The sequence below is a fragment of the Nocardia sp. NPDC003183 genome (assembly GCF_053590715.1).
In genome coordinates this window covers 251,598-266,064 of the sequence record NZ_JBSFTG010000005.1, presented here as the reverse complement: position 1 = coordinate 266,064, position 14,467 = coordinate 251,598, and the positions used below count along the sequence as shown (strand labels likewise).

The 14,467-nt window shown below is 69.1% G+C and carries 11 protein-coding genes; 9 read left to right on the top strand and 2 right to left on the bottom strand.

Features of this window, described 5'->3' with window-relative positions:
* Nucleotides 1-9: 9 nt before the first annotated feature.
* The 3 genes from hflX to ACWDXS_RS19470 all read left to right on the top strand — a co-directional run bounded on the left by hflX (nucleotide 10) and on the right by ACWDXS_RS19470 (nucleotide 3,309).
* Nucleotides 10-1,443 carry a GTPase HflX gene (gene hflX / locus ACWDXS_RS19480; RefSeq protein WP_449967504.1) on the top strand — a complete coding sequence of 478 codons (1,434 nt, stop codon included), beginning with the start codon at nucleotides 10-12 and terminating at the stop codon, nucleotides 1,441-1,443.
* Between the two features lie 130 nt (nucleotides 1,444-1,573).
* Nucleotides 1,574-2,434, top strand: a complete 861-nt coding sequence (locus ACWDXS_RS19475; protein WP_449967411.1) for a lysophospholipid acyltransferase family protein — start codon at nucleotides 1,574-1,576, stop codon at nucleotides 2,432-2,434.
* A gap of 128 nt (nucleotides 2,435-2,562) precedes the next feature.
* The gene (locus ACWDXS_RS19470; RefSeq protein WP_449967408.1) at nucleotides 2,563-3,309 is read left to right on the top strand and encodes a pirin family protein; all 747 of its coding nucleotides are present in this window, start codon (nucleotides 2,563-2,565) and stop codon (nucleotides 3,307-3,309) included.
* Here the strand turns inward: ACWDXS_RS19470 and lexA are convergent.
* Entirely contained in the window at nucleotides 3,306-3,944 is a 639-nt protein-coding gene (gene lexA / locus ACWDXS_RS19465; RefSeq protein ID WP_379312155.1) for a transcriptional repressor LexA, read from the bottom strand. The two genes, ACWDXS_RS19470 and lexA, sit on opposite strands and share 4 nt — an antisense overlap.
* A 306-nt stretch (nucleotides 3,945-4,250) precedes the next feature.
* On the opposite strand from lexA, the gene ACWDXS_RS19460 reads away from it, so the two are divergent.
* From ACWDXS_RS19460 to nrdR, 3 genes are all read left to right on the top strand, one after another.
* Complete coding sequence (locus tag ACWDXS_RS19460) at nucleotides 4,251-4,961, top strand: hypothetical protein (RefSeq protein WP_387442424.1); 711 nt, start codon at nucleotides 4,251-4,253, stop codon at nucleotides 4,959-4,961.
* 161 nt (nucleotides 4,962-5,122) lie between these two features.
* On the top strand, nucleotides 5,123-6,349 hold the full coding sequence (locus tag ACWDXS_RS19455; protein WP_449967405.1) for a hypothetical protein: 1,227 nt from the start codon (nucleotides 5,123-5,125) through the stop codon (nucleotides 6,347-6,349).
* 57 nt (nucleotides 6,350-6,406) lie between these two features.
* On the top strand, nucleotides 6,407-6,871 hold the full coding sequence (gene nrdR / locus ACWDXS_RS19450; RefSeq protein ID WP_378626625.1) for a transcriptional regulator NrdR: 465 nt from the start codon (nucleotides 6,407-6,409) through the stop codon (nucleotides 6,869-6,871).
* A gap of 34 nt (nucleotides 6,872-6,905) precedes the next feature.
* Here the strand turns inward: nrdR and hrpA are convergent, their stop codons facing one another.
* Nucleotides 6,906-11,126, bottom strand: coding sequence for an ATP-dependent RNA helicase HrpA (hrpA, locus tag ACWDXS_RS19445; RefSeq protein ID WP_449967401.1), 4,221 nt, complete (start codon nucleotides 11,124-11,126; stop codon nucleotides 6,906-6,908).
* A gap of 257 nt (nucleotides 11,127-11,383) precedes the next feature.
* On the opposite strand from hrpA, the gene ACWDXS_RS19440 reads away from it, so the two are divergent.
* From ACWDXS_RS19440 to ACWDXS_RS19430, 3 genes are all read left to right on the top strand, one after another.
* Nucleotides 11,384-12,025, top strand: coding sequence for a Pr6Pr family membrane protein (locus ACWDXS_RS19440; RefSeq protein WP_449967398.1), 642 nt, complete (start codon nucleotides 11,384-11,386; stop codon nucleotides 12,023-12,025).
* A 54-nt stretch (nucleotides 12,026-12,079) separates the two neighbouring features.
* Complete coding sequence (locus tag ACWDXS_RS19435) at nucleotides 12,080-13,303, top strand: aminotransferase family protein (protein WP_378988566.1); 1,224 nt, start codon at nucleotides 12,080-12,082, stop codon at nucleotides 13,301-13,303.
* Between the two features lie 103 nt (nucleotides 13,304-13,406).
* Nucleotides 13,407-14,465 (top strand): AAA family ATPase, encoded by a 1,059-nt coding sequence (locus tag ACWDXS_RS19430; protein WP_449967395.1) that lies wholly within the window; start codon nucleotides 13,407-13,409, stop codon nucleotides 14,463-14,465.
* The last annotated feature ends 2 nt before the right edge of the window (nucleotides 14,466-14,467 follow it).

Sequence of the window (14,467 nt, the reverse complement as noted above, 5' to 3'; positions counted from 1 at the left end):
GCGGCCCGCATGAAACAGCCCGGTTGGGCGGCCGATCCGACCGTCGGCGAGATGCAGCTCGACGAGCGCTCGTCGCTGCGACGCGTCGCCGGGTTGTCCACCGAGCTCACCGACATCACCGAGGTCGAGTACCGCCAGCTGCGCCTCGAGCGCGTGGTGCTGGTCGGTGTCTGGACCAGCGGCAGTTCGGCCCAGGCCGAGGGGAGCATGGTCGAACTGGCCGCGCTCGCCGAGACCGCGGGCTCGGAGGTCCTCGAGGCGCTGATCCAGCGCCGCGACAAGCCCGACCCGGCCACCTACATCGGCTCCGGCAAGGCCGAAGAGCTGCGCACGGTCGTTCTCGACACCGGTGCCGACACGGTGATCTGCGACGGTGAACTCACGCCCGCGCAGCTCACCGCGCTGGAGAAGGTCGTCAAGGTGAAGGTCATCGACCGGACCGCGCTGATCCTCGACATCTTCGCCCAGCACGCCACCTCTCGCGAGGGTAAGGCGCAGGTCGCGCTGGCGCAGATGGAGTACATGCTGCCGCGCCTGCGCGGCTGGGGTGAGTCGATGTCGCGTCAGGCCGGTGGCCGGGCGGGCGGCGCCGGCGGTGGCGTCGGCACCCGCGGTCCCGGTGAGACGAAGATCGAAACCGATCGTCGCCGGATCCGCGAACGGATGGCCAAACTGCGCCGCGAGATCCGGGAGATGAAGACCGCCCGTGACACCATGCGCGCGCGCCGCACCGAGAGCGGAGTGCCCTCGATCGCGATCGTCGGCTACACCAACGCGGGCAAGTCCAGCCTGATGAACGCGCTCACCGGCGCAGGCCTGCTCGTGCAGAACGCGCTGTTCGCCACCCTGGACCCGACCACCCGCCGGGCCGCGCTCGACGACGGCCGCGAGATGGTGTTCACCGACACCGTCGGCTTCGTCCGCCACCTGCCGACCCAGCTGGTCGAGGCCTTCCGCTCGACCCTGGAAGAGGTCACCGGCGCCGATCTGCTGCTGCACGTCGTCGACGGCGCCGACCCGCTGCCGCTCGAACAGATCAAGGCGGTCCGCGAGGTGATCACCGATGTGATCAGGGAGCAGGGCACGCCGGCGCCGCCGGAACTGCTGGTGGTCAACAAGATCGACGCCGCCGACCCGAACGAGCTCACCCGGTTGCGCGGCATGTTGCCGCAGGCGGCGTTCGTCTCCGCGCAGACCGGCGCGGGCGTGGACGAGTTGCGTGAGCGGCTCTCGGAGGTGCTCGGCGGACTCGATGTCGACATCAGTGTGCTGCTGCCCTACAGCCGTGGCGACCTGCTCGCCCGCATCCACGCGGACGGCCGGATCGTCACCGCCGAGCACGAGGAGGGCGGTACCCGGGTTCGCGCGCGCGTGCCGCACGCGTTGGCCGCCGCCCTGTCCGAGTACGCGCACTCCGGTCCCGCGGAACCGGTGCTCAGCTGATCTTTTTCGCTGATTTGCCCGCCGGTTGCGGACAAATGTCGATGCGACACAGGGATTTTCGAACGCTATGGTCGAATATCGACAGCAGGAGGGTGTTATGTCGAACGACCATCAAGGTACGGAAAAAGTGATGGAGAACAGGGTTGCGGTGGGCGACCCTGTTCTCTCGGATGGGGCGCCGCTGAACCCGGCGCCGAGTGAATGGGACATCCGCGCGTTCGAAGCGGTGCTCGCGCCGCTGCGGGCGTGGACCAGTCCGAAGTTCTACGGTCTGGACAATATTCCGGCCGAAGGGCCGGTGCTGATCGTGGCCAACCACAATCTGCTCGGCGGGATCGACGCACCGCTGATCATGCCGGAGATCCTGCGCCAGCGCGGCAGGCTGGTGCGCGGTCTGGCCGAGCATGTGCTGATGGTGCCCGGCGTGCGGGATTTCCTGCATCATTTCGGTGCGGTGCGCGGTACCCGCTCGAACTGCCTGGCGCTGCTCGAGCGCGGGGAGGCGGTGGTGGTGTTCCCCGGCGGTGGCCGGGAGGCGATCCGCCGCAGCGGCGAGAAGTACGAGCTGAAGTGGGAGGGCCGCACCGGGTTCGCGCGGATGGCGATCCAGGCGGGGGTGCCGATCGTGCCGCTGGCGATGATCGGCATCGACGATGCCTACGACATCGTCGTCGACGGTCAGCACCCGGTGATGTCGCCGCTGCGCTGGACCTGCCGCCTGCTCGGGATCAATCCCGAGTTGAGCCCGCCGCTGGTCAAGGGAGTCGGCCCGACGCCGCTGCCCCGCCCGGAACGGTTCTACTTCTCGGCGGGTGCGCCGATCGACCCCACACCGTGGATGGACGCCGACGACATCGACGGTGCGTCCGCCGATCTGCGTGATGTGGTGCGCAAGGGCCTCGAGGAAGAACTGCAGTTCCTGTTCAACGAGCGCGACCGCGACAGCGGGCGCACGCTGGTCGGCCGCCTGCGCAACGCGCTGCCCTGGTGACCGCAACCGCCTGATCGGCTGGATCGGCGCCGCAGGGCAGACGCGCTCGTGCGGGTGCGGAATGCCCGCGGCGCCGATCTCGTTACCCCAGTTATACGGACTAGGGTCCGGATAACGAGAGGGTGGCGATGATCGTGACGGAACAGGTCCAGGTCGTGCCCGGCGCCGACCGCAGGCGCTGGCGCAACGAATGGCTCGACTCGCGCCAGTCGTTCCCGGTCACCGGCAACTTCGTGCTCGAGGACTCCGCGCACGGGCTGCTGCTCGTGCACAACGAGGACATCGTCGACCCGGGCGAGGGCTTCGACACCCATCAGCACCGCGACACCGAGATCCTCACCTGGGTGCTGGAAGGCACCGTGGTGCATCAGGATTCGGCCGGACACTCGGGGGTGATCCGTCCCGGCCTCGCGCAGCGGATGAGCGCGGGCGCTGGCATCCTGCATTCGGAGCGCAACGGGGCGGGCTACCGGGAGAAGGAGCGCCTGCACGTCGTGCAGATGTGGATCCCGCCGGACGCGACGGGTGTCGCCCCGAGCTACCAGGAACTCGACATCGAGGGTGACCTCGCCCGCAACGCGCTGGTGCCGGTGGCGTCCGGTATGGCGCGCCATCGCGGCGAGGCGGCGATCGGGATCGGTAACCGCCACGCTGCCTTCCACGTCGCGCGGCTGGACCCCGGCCAGGCGATCACCGTCCCCGATGCGCCCTACGGTCACGTCTTCCTCGCTCGTGGCACCGCCGACTACGAGGGCTACGGCACCCTGGAGCAGGGCGACGCCGTCCGCCTGACAGCGACCGGCGGCCACCGCGTCACCGCGGTGACCGCCGCCGAGTTGCTGATCTGGGAGATGACCGCGACCGCGCGCCGCTAGACCTTGCGGATGACGGTGACGACCTTGCCCAGGATTTGCGCGTCGTTGCCGGGGATCGGCTCGAAGTGCGGGTTGTGTGGCATCAGCCACACGTCCTTACCGCTGCGTTTGAAGGTCTTCACCGTGGCCTCGCCGTCGATCATCGCCGCGACGATGTCGCCACCCTCGGCGACATTCTGCTGACGTACCACCACGAAGTCACCGTCGCAGATGGCCGCGTCGACCATCGACTGGCCGACGACCTTGAGCAGGAACAGTGATCCCTCGCCGACGAGTTCGCGCGGCAGCGGGAACACATCTTCCACGGCCTGCTCGGCCAGGATCGGGCCACCGGCGGCGATCCGGCCGAGGACCGGGACGAAGGTCGGAGTCGGGCGGCTCGGGTCGACCTCGTCGGTCTGCTGGGACAGCGTGGTGACCGAGCGAACCGCCTCGTCGAGTCCGCGGACATTCACCGCGCGCGGCCGGTTCGGGTCGCGACGGAGGTAGCCCTTGCGTTCGAGGGCGCGCAGTTGATGAGCCACCGAGGAGGTGGAGGTGAGGCCGACCGCGTCGCCGATCTCACGGATGCTGGGCGGGTAGCCCCGTTCGGTCACCGAGGAGCGGATGACATCGAGGACCGTGCGTTGACGCACGGTGAGATCCGTCCCGGATCCCGATGTGACGGTGCCGGTGCCGCTTTCGTCACCCGTGTCGTCTGTGTGGGTCACCGTGTCCCGCCCTTCCAGTTGTCGAATTCGCCATCTCGAGGCTAGTCGTGCCACGCCGAACTATCAAACATCTGTTCGAGCATGTCGGGCGTTTCGTGCTGACAGCGGCGCGGGGATCTGGTAGAAATCGAACATCAGTTCGTCGCACAGGTGTTCGAACGGCGGGAGGCATTGCCGCCTCACCAGTACTTTCTCGCAGCAGCGGAGCACACCACCCCGGAGGTTCTTCCGATGAGCACAGCAACCAGCGCCCTGCGTTCCACAGACCCCACCGCCGCTCCGGAGCCCGTGCTCCGCCGCCGCCGGTCCGCCCGCACCCCACGACCTTTCGCCGTGGTTCGATCGGCGATGTCACGCTCGACGGGCATCGAACGCCAGGCCGTCGAAGCATCGTCGACCGCGCCCATCGCAAGCCCCGCCTCGCCTCGCCCGGTCGCGACCGCGTCCGCGAGCGGGGCACGCAGTATCGTCCGCTCCGGCGAGTTGAGCCCACCCGCGAACGGCCTGCCCGCGACCGAAGCCGCCGACATCGTCCGCGTCCCCCGGCGGATCGACCTCACCGACGCCGAACTCGATCTCGCCTTCGCCACCGTGCCCCGCAGCGCACCGGCGCGCCGTTCCCGTGAGATCGTTCGCCCGCCGGCGGCGGACCGCGGCCCGCGGCACCGCGCGCCGCACAGCGATCTCGCGCTCTATGCCCGCGGTCCCGTGCGTACCGGCCGCGCGCGGGGCGTCCACCCGCTGCGTCGAGTCGAGCAGGCCAAGGCCGGGTTCGCCGCGCTCGCCGTGACGGCGCTGGTGACCGCGCTGATCGTCGTCGCCTTTCTCGGGCTCGCCCACGTGCGCGCGGGTAGTTTCGCCGACCACCTCGACTCGACGACGCCCGGAACTTCGGAGCAGGCGGGGTTGGAGTCCGGAGCGCAGTCCGAGCCGGGGCGATGAGTCGAAAATCGCTGCGCGGAAGCATTTTCAGCGCGGGTTCCGGCGGTGTGCGAGATCATCTGTATCGACGAATCACACCCTGAAACTAGAACACGTTGCTACGGTGACGAGCATCCTGAATCGGGGCGGGGGCCCCGGTCGAACCCGGATGCGAGGTCTCGGTGCGCCGCTGCTCGATCGCTCTACTGCTCGGTGTGGTGCTCGGCGCCCTACTGGCACCCGCCGCGCACGCGGCTCCCGGCTACACCGAGTACCTCGATCTCCCCGCGCTCAACGGTGTGGGCGAATACGGTGGCGGGCTGCACCCGGCGCTGCCCTCGGCGCAGCAACCCCTGCGGGACGCACTCACCCAGGCGCGCGACGACGGCATCGACCCCGCGCGGTACGCGACGCTGCTGCACCAGTACTGGCTCGTCGTCGCCACCGACAATGCCGCGATCGACCTCGAAGCCTGGGCGCCCGAGCGTGGCGTCGCGGCTAATTCCGCCACCTTCAGCCAGGTGTACGTGAACTACTTCCGCCTCGCCGCCACCCGCTCCGATCTCTACTGGGCGGGCATGGCGGGCATCGCGGGCGCGTCCTTCGCCGCCGGCTTCTTCGACGTCGGTGACGTCGCCGCCGGTGTGTCCGTGGGCGGAATCCACGAACTCGGCAACGCTGTCGCCGACCTGTTGCGTGCCACCCCGCCGGAACTGCTCGCCGGCGTCCCGGCCGATATCAGTGGTCTGGCGGCCCTCGGCCCTCGGCTGACCGCCGCCGACCTGGCCTGGTATCAGACCCGGCTGATGATCATGCAGAAGCACATCTTCATCGACCTGGTCCCGATGCACGAGGCCTATCTCGCCGACGGGATGGCGGGCATCGAGGAGATGTCCGCGGCCGGCCTGCTCGACGACGGCATGCGGACGGCCTGGGCCGGGATCGACGGCGGCACCGAAGCGGGTCGCGGCGACGCGCTGGTCGCGATGGCCGATCGGGAACAGAACCAGATCATCGCCGACCAGTGGGATGTGACCGCACGCGGTCGTGCCGGGATGGGTCGGGTGCTCACCTACGTCACCACGGTCGCGGGCAAGCCCGCCGTCCCCGGCACCCGCGCCCCCGGCGTGTACGCCCCGGTCACGGTGTGGTCGCCGATCGCCGCGGGGCGGCCGCTAGGTCTGCGGACGCCACTGCCCGCGTTCAACTGGGCCGACCGGGAGACCCGCTGGGACTACATCGCCGCCGACCTGCTGCCGCGTCATCTCGACCTCGCGACCGACGCGGCACGCGCGGGGACGGTGTATCGCGAACCGTTCACCGTCAAGCTCGACCGGGGCCGGATGCTCGCCCGGCTACCCGACATCATCGCGGACCTGGCCACGCAGTGGCAGGTTGTGCCATCCTGACCGGTATCCTGTCAAGAGCCATGGAATAGAAATGCGCATCGACGAAGGAACCCTCGGATGCATTGCCCGTATTGCCGACACCCCGACTCGCGCGTCGTCGACTCGCGGGAAGTCGAGGAGGGCACCGCGATCCGCCGCCGTCGTTCCTGCCCGAGCTGTGCGCGCCGATTCACCACCGTCGAGACCGCGATCCTGTCGGTGGTCAAGCGCAGTGGCGTGACCGAGCCGTTCAGCCGCGAGAAGGTGATCGTCGGTGTGCGCCGGGCCTGCCAGGGCCGTGAAGTCGACGACGACGCCCTGAACCTGCTCGCCCAGCAGGTCGAAGACGCGGTGCGCGCCAAGGGATCTCCCGAAGTGCCGAGCCACGAGGTCGGCCTCGCCATCCTCGGCCCCCTGCGCGACCTCGACGAGGTGGCCTACCTGCGTTTCGCCTCGGTGTACCGATCCTTCACCAGCGCAGCCGATTTCGAACGCGAGATCACCGAGATGCGTGCTGCGCGCGCGGTCGCCGCGACCGACTGATCCACGCCCCGGCGCCGCCTCGGCAGCGCATGTCTCAGCGCCAGATCGAGGTGATCGCCTTCTCGATGCGTTTGGCCGACACCGGATACGGCGTACCCAGCTTCTGGGCGAACAGGCTGACTCGCAGTTCCTCGATCATCCACCAGATCTCGGTGACGTCGCGCGCGTTCTTGCGCGCCGGGGGCAGCGCGGCGACGAGCTTGTCGTAGGCGGCGAGCATCCGGTCCACCTCGACCATCGCCTGCCGGTCGCGCACCGCCGAACCCGGCAGTGACTCCAGGCGCTGGGCCGCCGCGAGGAGGTAGCGCGGGAGTTCGCGCAGCCGCACCCGGCCCCACTCGGCGACGAAGCCGGGGAACAGAAGGTCGTCGAGCTGCTGACGCACGTCGCCGGCGATATCGGCTTCGAGGGTGTCGGCCAGCGCGGCACGCGCCTGCTGAGCGGCGGCCAGGACGGGCACGACAGTACGGATCAGCGCGACGACCGCCGCGGACAGTTGCGGACGGACGGCGGCCACCAGTTTGTCGAACTCCTCCGGCGAGCGCACCGGGCCGCCTGCCTTGGCGATCAGTTCGTCGGCAGCGGCGATCCGGCAGTCCTCGACCAGCTTGTCCAGGGAACCGTCGGGGTTCTGGCTCAGCGCCAGCCGATCGCGGGCGGGCAGCCCGGCGGTGACCGCCCGCGTCGAGGTGGGGATCGCGGCGAGCAGCAGGGTGCGTACGCCCGCTCGCATCGCGGCTGCCTGTTCGCCGGGCGAGCTCAGGACACGCACCGCGACGCCCTCGCCCTCGGGCACCAGTGCCGGGTACCCGGTCACGGTCTGGCCGGCGACTTCGCGGCTCACGGTCGGCGCGACCGAACCGAGCGACTCCGAGGTCCACACTGTCGCGGGCGCACGCTCGGCACCGGCGGTCGCCCGCGCGACCGACGCCGAAACCTGATCGGCCAGTGTCGCTTTGAGCTGTTGCAGGCTCTTGTTCTTGGCCAGTACCTTGCCGCTCAGATCGACCGCGGCGAAGGTCATCCGCAGGTGATCGGGCAGTGCGGTGGGGGAGAGGTCGTCGGTGGTGATGGTGACCGCACCCAGCCGGGACAGTTCCCGTGCGAGCCCGGTGCGCAGCGGTTCGGCGCGCGGTGTCAGCCCGCGCAGGGCCGCCGACGCGAAGTCCGGCGCGGGAACGACCGCGCGCCGCAACGTTTTCGGCAGCGTTTTGATGAACGCGGCGGCCAGCTCCTCACGCATACCGGGCACCAGCCAGTCGAAGCCGACCGCCCGCACGTGCGCGAGCTGTTCCACCGGGATCCGCGCGGTGACGCCGTCGTCGTCCTGGCCCGGCTCGAACTGGTAGGTGAGCGGGAAGCTGAGTTCACCCTGGCGCCAGGCGTCGGGGAAATCGGTCGGGTCCAGGGTGGCGACACCGGCATTGACCACGGTGTCGGTCGAGAAGTCCAGCAGTGCGGGGTCATCGCGCTCGGCCTTGCGCCACCAGCTGTCGAAATGGCGCACCGACACGACATCGGCGGGGACGCGCTTGTCGTAGAACTCGAACAGCACTTCGTCGTCGACGAGGAGGTCGCGGCGCCGTGCCCGATGTTCGAGGTCGGCCACATCGTCGATCAGGGCGCGATTGCGGGCGAAGAACCCGTGCCGTGTCTGCCATTCGCCCTGCACCAGGGCATGGCGCAGGAACAGTTCGCGCGACAGTTCCGGGTCGATGCGCCCGAAGTCGACGGGACGTCCGGTCACCAACGGCACGCCGTACAGTGTCGCGCGTTCGTAGGCACGCGCCGATCCGCGCTTGGCCGACCAATGCGGTTCGGAGTAGGTACGTTTCACCAGATCACCGGCGAGCCGTTCGGCCCACTCCGGCTCCACTTTCGCCGCGATCCGCCCCCACAGCCGCGAGGTCTCCACCAGTTCGGCCGCCATCACCCAGCGCGGCGCCTTCTTGGCCAGCGACGACCCGGGGAAGATCATGAACTTCGCATTGCGGGCCCCGAGGAACTCGCGCGATTCCGCCTCGCGCACGCCGATGTGCGAGAGCATGCCCGCCAGCAGCGACTGGTGGATCTGTGCGCTGGGCCACGGCATCGCGTCGTCGGCCGAATCCGAGGACCCGCCACCGGATTGCTGCCCACGCGTGGCAGTGCCACCGCCGCGCCGAGACCGTCCACCTGCCTGTCGCGAATCGGTGCCCTTGGTATCGGCCCGACCGGCGGTGGCGTTCGTTTCGGCCGCACCGGCGCTCGGCTCTGCCACCGCGCGTTGGCTGTTCCCGCGTCCGCGGCCACGGCGTCCGCGACTGCCCTCGGAGCCGTCGGCACCGCCCGCAGTGGTGCGGGAGTCCGTCGGTCCTCGGCTCGTGCCCGCGTCGTTCCAGCCCATCCCGCGGGCGATGGTGCGCAACTGGCCGTGCAGGTCCTGCCACTCCCTGATGCGCAGGTAGTGCAGGAACTCGTCGCGGCACATCCGCCGGAACTGGTTGGACGACAGCGATTTGCGCTGCTCGGTGAGGTAGTCCCACAGCCGCAGGTAGGCCAGGAAGTCCGAGCCCTCGACGACGAAGCGCGCGTGCTGGGTGTCGGCCGCCTGCTGGTGCTCGACGGGTCGTTCGCGCACATCCTGGATCGACAGCGCCGCGACGATGATCAGCACCTCGTCGAGGCACCCGTTGCGCTGGGCCTCGACGAGCATGCGCGCCATCCGCGGATCCACCGGCAGCTGCGCCATCTCCCGCCCGATCGGCGTGAGTGTCAGATGCTTACCCGAATCAGCTTCGCCGTCAACAGATTTCGTGCTGCCGTGCGCCAGTGCGCCCAGTTCTTCGAGCAGGGCGATACCGTCGCGGATGGCCCGGCGGTCGGGGGCTTCCACGAACGGGAAACTCTCGATATCGCCCAGCCCCAGCGCCGTCATCTGCAGGATGACCGCGGCGAGGTTGGTGCGCAGGATCTCCGGCTCGGTGAACGCGGGCCGGGCCTCGAAATCGTCCTCGGAATACAGCCGGATACAGATGCCGTCCGCCACGCGCCCACAGCGACCCGATCGCTGCCGCGCCGAGGCCTGCGAGACCTCTTCGATCGGCAGGCGCTGCACCTTCGTCCGCATCGAATAGCGCGAGATGCGCGCGGTGCCGGGGTCGATCACGTAGCGGATACCGGGCACGGTCAGCGAGGTCTCGGCGACATTGGTGGCCAGCACCACCCGGCGACCGGTGTGCGGGGCGAACACCTTGTGCTGCTCGGCGGCCGACAGGCGCGCGTACAGCGGCACGATCTCGGTGCGGGGGAGTTTCAGGTCGCGCAAAGCGTCGGCGGTGTCGCGGATCTCGCGTTCGCCCGACAGGAATACCAGCACATCACCGTCGCCCTCGGCGAACAGTTCCACGACCCCGTCGGCGATGGCGTCGGTGGGGTCGCGGTCGACGACCCGGGTGTCCTCGTCGTCGTCGTCGGAGCCGGGCAGTTCCAGCGACAGCGGCCGGTACCGCAACTCCACCGGATACGACCTGCCCGACACTTCCACGATCGGCGCGGGTGTGCCGTGCGCGTCGGCGAAATGGCGGGCGAACAGTTCGGGATCGATCGTCGCCGAGGTGATGATCACCTTGAGATCGGGCCGCTGCGGCAGCAGCTGCTTCAGATACCCGAGCAGGAAGTCGATATTGAGGCTGCGTTCGTGGGCCTCGTCGATGATGATCGTGTCGTAGCGGCGCAGCATCCGGTCGCGCTGGATCTCGGCGAGCAGGATGCCGTCGGTCATGAGTTTGACCAGCGTGCGATCCGAGGCCTGATCGGTGAAGCGGACGGTATAGCCGACCACGTCGCCGAGTTCGGTGCCCAGTTCCTCGGCGATGCGTTCGGCCACGGTGCGCGCGGCGAGCCTGCGCGGCTGGGTGTGACCGATGGTGCCGCGGATTCCGCGACCGAGTTCGAGGCAGATCTTCGGGATCTGGGTGGTCTTGCCCGAGCCCGTCTCACCGGCCACGATCACGACCTGGTTGGCGGCGATGGCGGCGGCGATGTCGTCGCGGCGCGCGGAAACCGGCAGTTGTTCGGGGTAGGTGATCTGCGGAAGCGCCGCGCGGCGATTGGCCACGCGGGTCTCGGCGGTGGCGATCTCGGCCTCGACGGTGGGCAGGTCGTCGGGGCGCGCACGGTCGAGCTTGCGCCGGAGCCGATGTTCATCGCGCAGCGAGACCTCCGCCAGGCGGGTGCGCAGCGCGCGGGTTCCGGTGCTAGCTGTCCTGGTCATTGCGCCTACCAGCCTAGCGAAGCCCGCCACCGGTTTTCCCGCGCGTCGCCCGCTCGCGCCGTCGCGGAGACCAACGACACACCACGGCACCCGCCCGTCACCGTCCGCGCGTCCGGTCGGCACCGCGCGACGCGATGACCGTGCGCACACGAACTCCCGGTCAGCGGGGGTCCGTCATGCGAGGATCCGGGCATGAGCGGTCAGCGGGCACCTCGGGTTGCCAGGCGGGCCGCCCGACCATGCGAAAGGGGCACAGCATGAGCGTTTCGGTGCGAACGGCGTGGTGGATCAGGGCCTGTCGGCTCGGTTTCGGGCTGCTCGGAATCCTCGCCCTGGTCTGGATCCCGGTGCGGAACCTCGACTCGGCGACGTTCTCGCTCACGAACTATCTGAGCTACTTCACCATCGAGTCCAACATCTTGGCCGTGATCGTGCTGCTCGTCGGTGGCCTGACAGCGCCGCAGAGCCCGCGCTGGCAGATATTTCGCGGCGCGGTCACCCTGTACATGCTCATCACGATGGTCGTCTACGCGGTTCTGCTGGCCGATGTCGACGTGATGCTCACCGACAAGTGGATCAACGATGTCCTGCATCGCATCGTGCCGCTGGTCCTGCTGCTGGACTGGCTGTTCGTCGCGATGGCGCAACGCTTGCGCCCCAGCCTCGAACTGATCGGCCTGTGGCTGATCTTCCCGGTCGCCTACGGCGTCTACAGCCTGATCCGCGGCCCGATCGTCGACTGGTACCCCTACCCGTTCATCGACCCACGGACGCAGGGATACGTGTCGCTGACGATCGGGTTGGTGGTGTTGCTGGTGGTGTTCGTCGTGCTCGCGGTCGCGATGGCCGGCTTGGGAGATCTGCCCGCTCGGTGGCGCGAACGCAAGTCAGCAGGCTGACCCGGCGGCGGGCCAGGTGCGCGCCTGTCGGCGCAGTGGGGTAAATGTGGAGCCATGAATGCGCTCTGGCATGGATTCGCCGATATGGGTGCCGTCGATCGTGACGGTGCGTTCGTTATCGCTCGCGGCGAGGGCGCCTACGTCTTCGACACCGCGGGCAAGCGGTACCTCGACGCCACCGCCGGGCTGTGGTTCGCCAACGTCGGACACGGCCGTGGCGAGATCGCCGACGCCGTCGCCGACCAGTTGCGCACCATCGCGCACTACTCCAACTTCGGCGACATCACCGAAGCGCCCACCCAGGAACTCGCCGAGAAACTCTCGTCGATCGCCCCTGTTCCCGGCAGCAAGATCTTCTTCACCTCCGGCGGCTCCGACTCGGTGGAGACCGCGGCGAAACTGGCCCGCCGCTACTGGCACGAGCAGGGCCGCACCGACAAGAAAATCCTGGTCGGGCGGCGTCTGGCCTATCACGGCATGCATTACGCGAGCACCGCGCTCGGCGGTCTGGCGCCGAACAAGGAGGGCTACGGCGTGCTGGTGGACGACACCCGCACCGTCGAATGGAACGACGCGAAATCGCTGCTCGCCCTGATCGAAGAGGTCGGCGCCGAGCGGATCGCCGCGTTCTTCTGCGAACCGATCATCGGCGCGGGCGGGGTGTACCCGCCGCCGCAGGGCTACCTGGCCGAGGTCCGCCAGATCTGCCGTGACCACGACATCCTGTTCGTCGCCGACGAGGTCGTCACCGGTTTCGGCCGCATCGGCGGTTCCTGGTTCGCCTCCACCCGCTTCGACCTGCAGCCCGATCTGATGACCACCGCCAAGGGCCTCACCTCCGGCTACCTCCCGATGGGTGCGGTCTTCATCGCTCCCCACCTGGCCGAGCCCTTCTTCGCCGGCGGCACCTGGTTCCGCCACGGCTACACCTACGGCGGCCACGCCGGCGCGGCCGCCGCGGCCCTGGCCAACCTCGCCATCGTCGAACGCGAGGGCCTCCTGGAGGAAGCCGCCCGCCTCGAATCCACCCTCCACACCGCGTTGGCGCCGTTGGCCGACCACCCCCGCGTCGCTGAGGTCCGCAGCGGACTCGGCGCGGTGGCGGCCGTGCAGCTCGCCGACCCGTCCGAGGGCCCCGCCCTGGTGAAAACCCTGCGCGAACACGGCATCTCGGGCCGCGCCGCCGGTGCGGGTGCCATGCAGATCTCGCCGTCGTTCGTCATGACCGACGCCCAGGTCGCCGAGCTCGCCGACGGATTCGCCCGCGCCCTGGGCTGATTCGGGAGTCGATCGACACCGGGCCCGTCGGCGAAACTCGCTGGCGGGCCCGGAGTCGTCCGGGCTAGCCTGCTCTGTTCTGATCGAACAGGGGAGGACCTGCGTGCAAGCATCGGTGACCGTGACACCGGACCAACTACCGGAATTGCTGCTGCATGTCGCGGTGGTGCGGCCGGTGTTCCTGTGGGGTGCGCCGGGAATCGGTAAGAGCTCGCTCGTGCGGACCTTCGCCGATTCGCTCGGCCTGGAGTGCGTCACGCTCCTCGGCACCCAGCTCGCCCCCGAAGACCTGATCGGTGTCCCGCAGATCGTCGATGATCGCAGCCGCTTCGCACCGCCGGAGCTGATCGCGCGACCGGAGCCCTACTGCCTGTTCCTCGACGAACTCAACGCCGCCTCACCGGAAGTGCAGAAGTCGTTCTACTCGCTGATCCTGGACCGCCGGATCGGGACCTACGAATTGCCCGCCGGTTCGGTGGTGATCGGCGCGGGCAATCGCGCCACCGACAACGCGCTCGCCCGGCCGATGGCCTCGGCACTGGTCAACCGGATGGTGCACCTGCACCTGCGCGCCGATGTCGACGACTGGCTGCAGTGGGCCACCACCCACGACATTCACCCCTGGATCATCCGCTACCTCACCCAGCGCCCCGATCACCTGTGGTCGGCGCCGCCCAAAACTGAGGCACCTTTCTCCACGCCGCGCGGCTGGCACATGCTCTCCGACGCCCTGCACTCCCGCGGCGACGACATCGACGACACGACCCTGCAGGTCCTCGCCGCGGGCACGCTCACCCTCGGCCACAGTTCCGGTTTCCGCGCCTTCGTGAAAACGATCCGCCACGCCTACGACCTGGACGCGGTGCTCAAGGGCGACGCCGGGTGGCCGCGTGACCCGGCCGACCGTGACCTGCTCTATTTCCTGTCCGAGACGATGCGCGTCCGGTTGATCAAAGATCTCCCCGGCGACCGCGCGCACACCTCGCCGACGGTGCAGCGCTTCGTGATGCGCGCCAAGTCGCTGCTGGTGGAACTCGCCGAGATCTCGGTGGAGTGCGCGCAACTGGTGATCGCCTCCGATGCCGAGGGCATGCCGGTACTGCCGTCGTGGTTCCTCATCGAGGTGTCGCGGGATCTGCCGCGCCTGGCCGCGCGGCGCTGAGC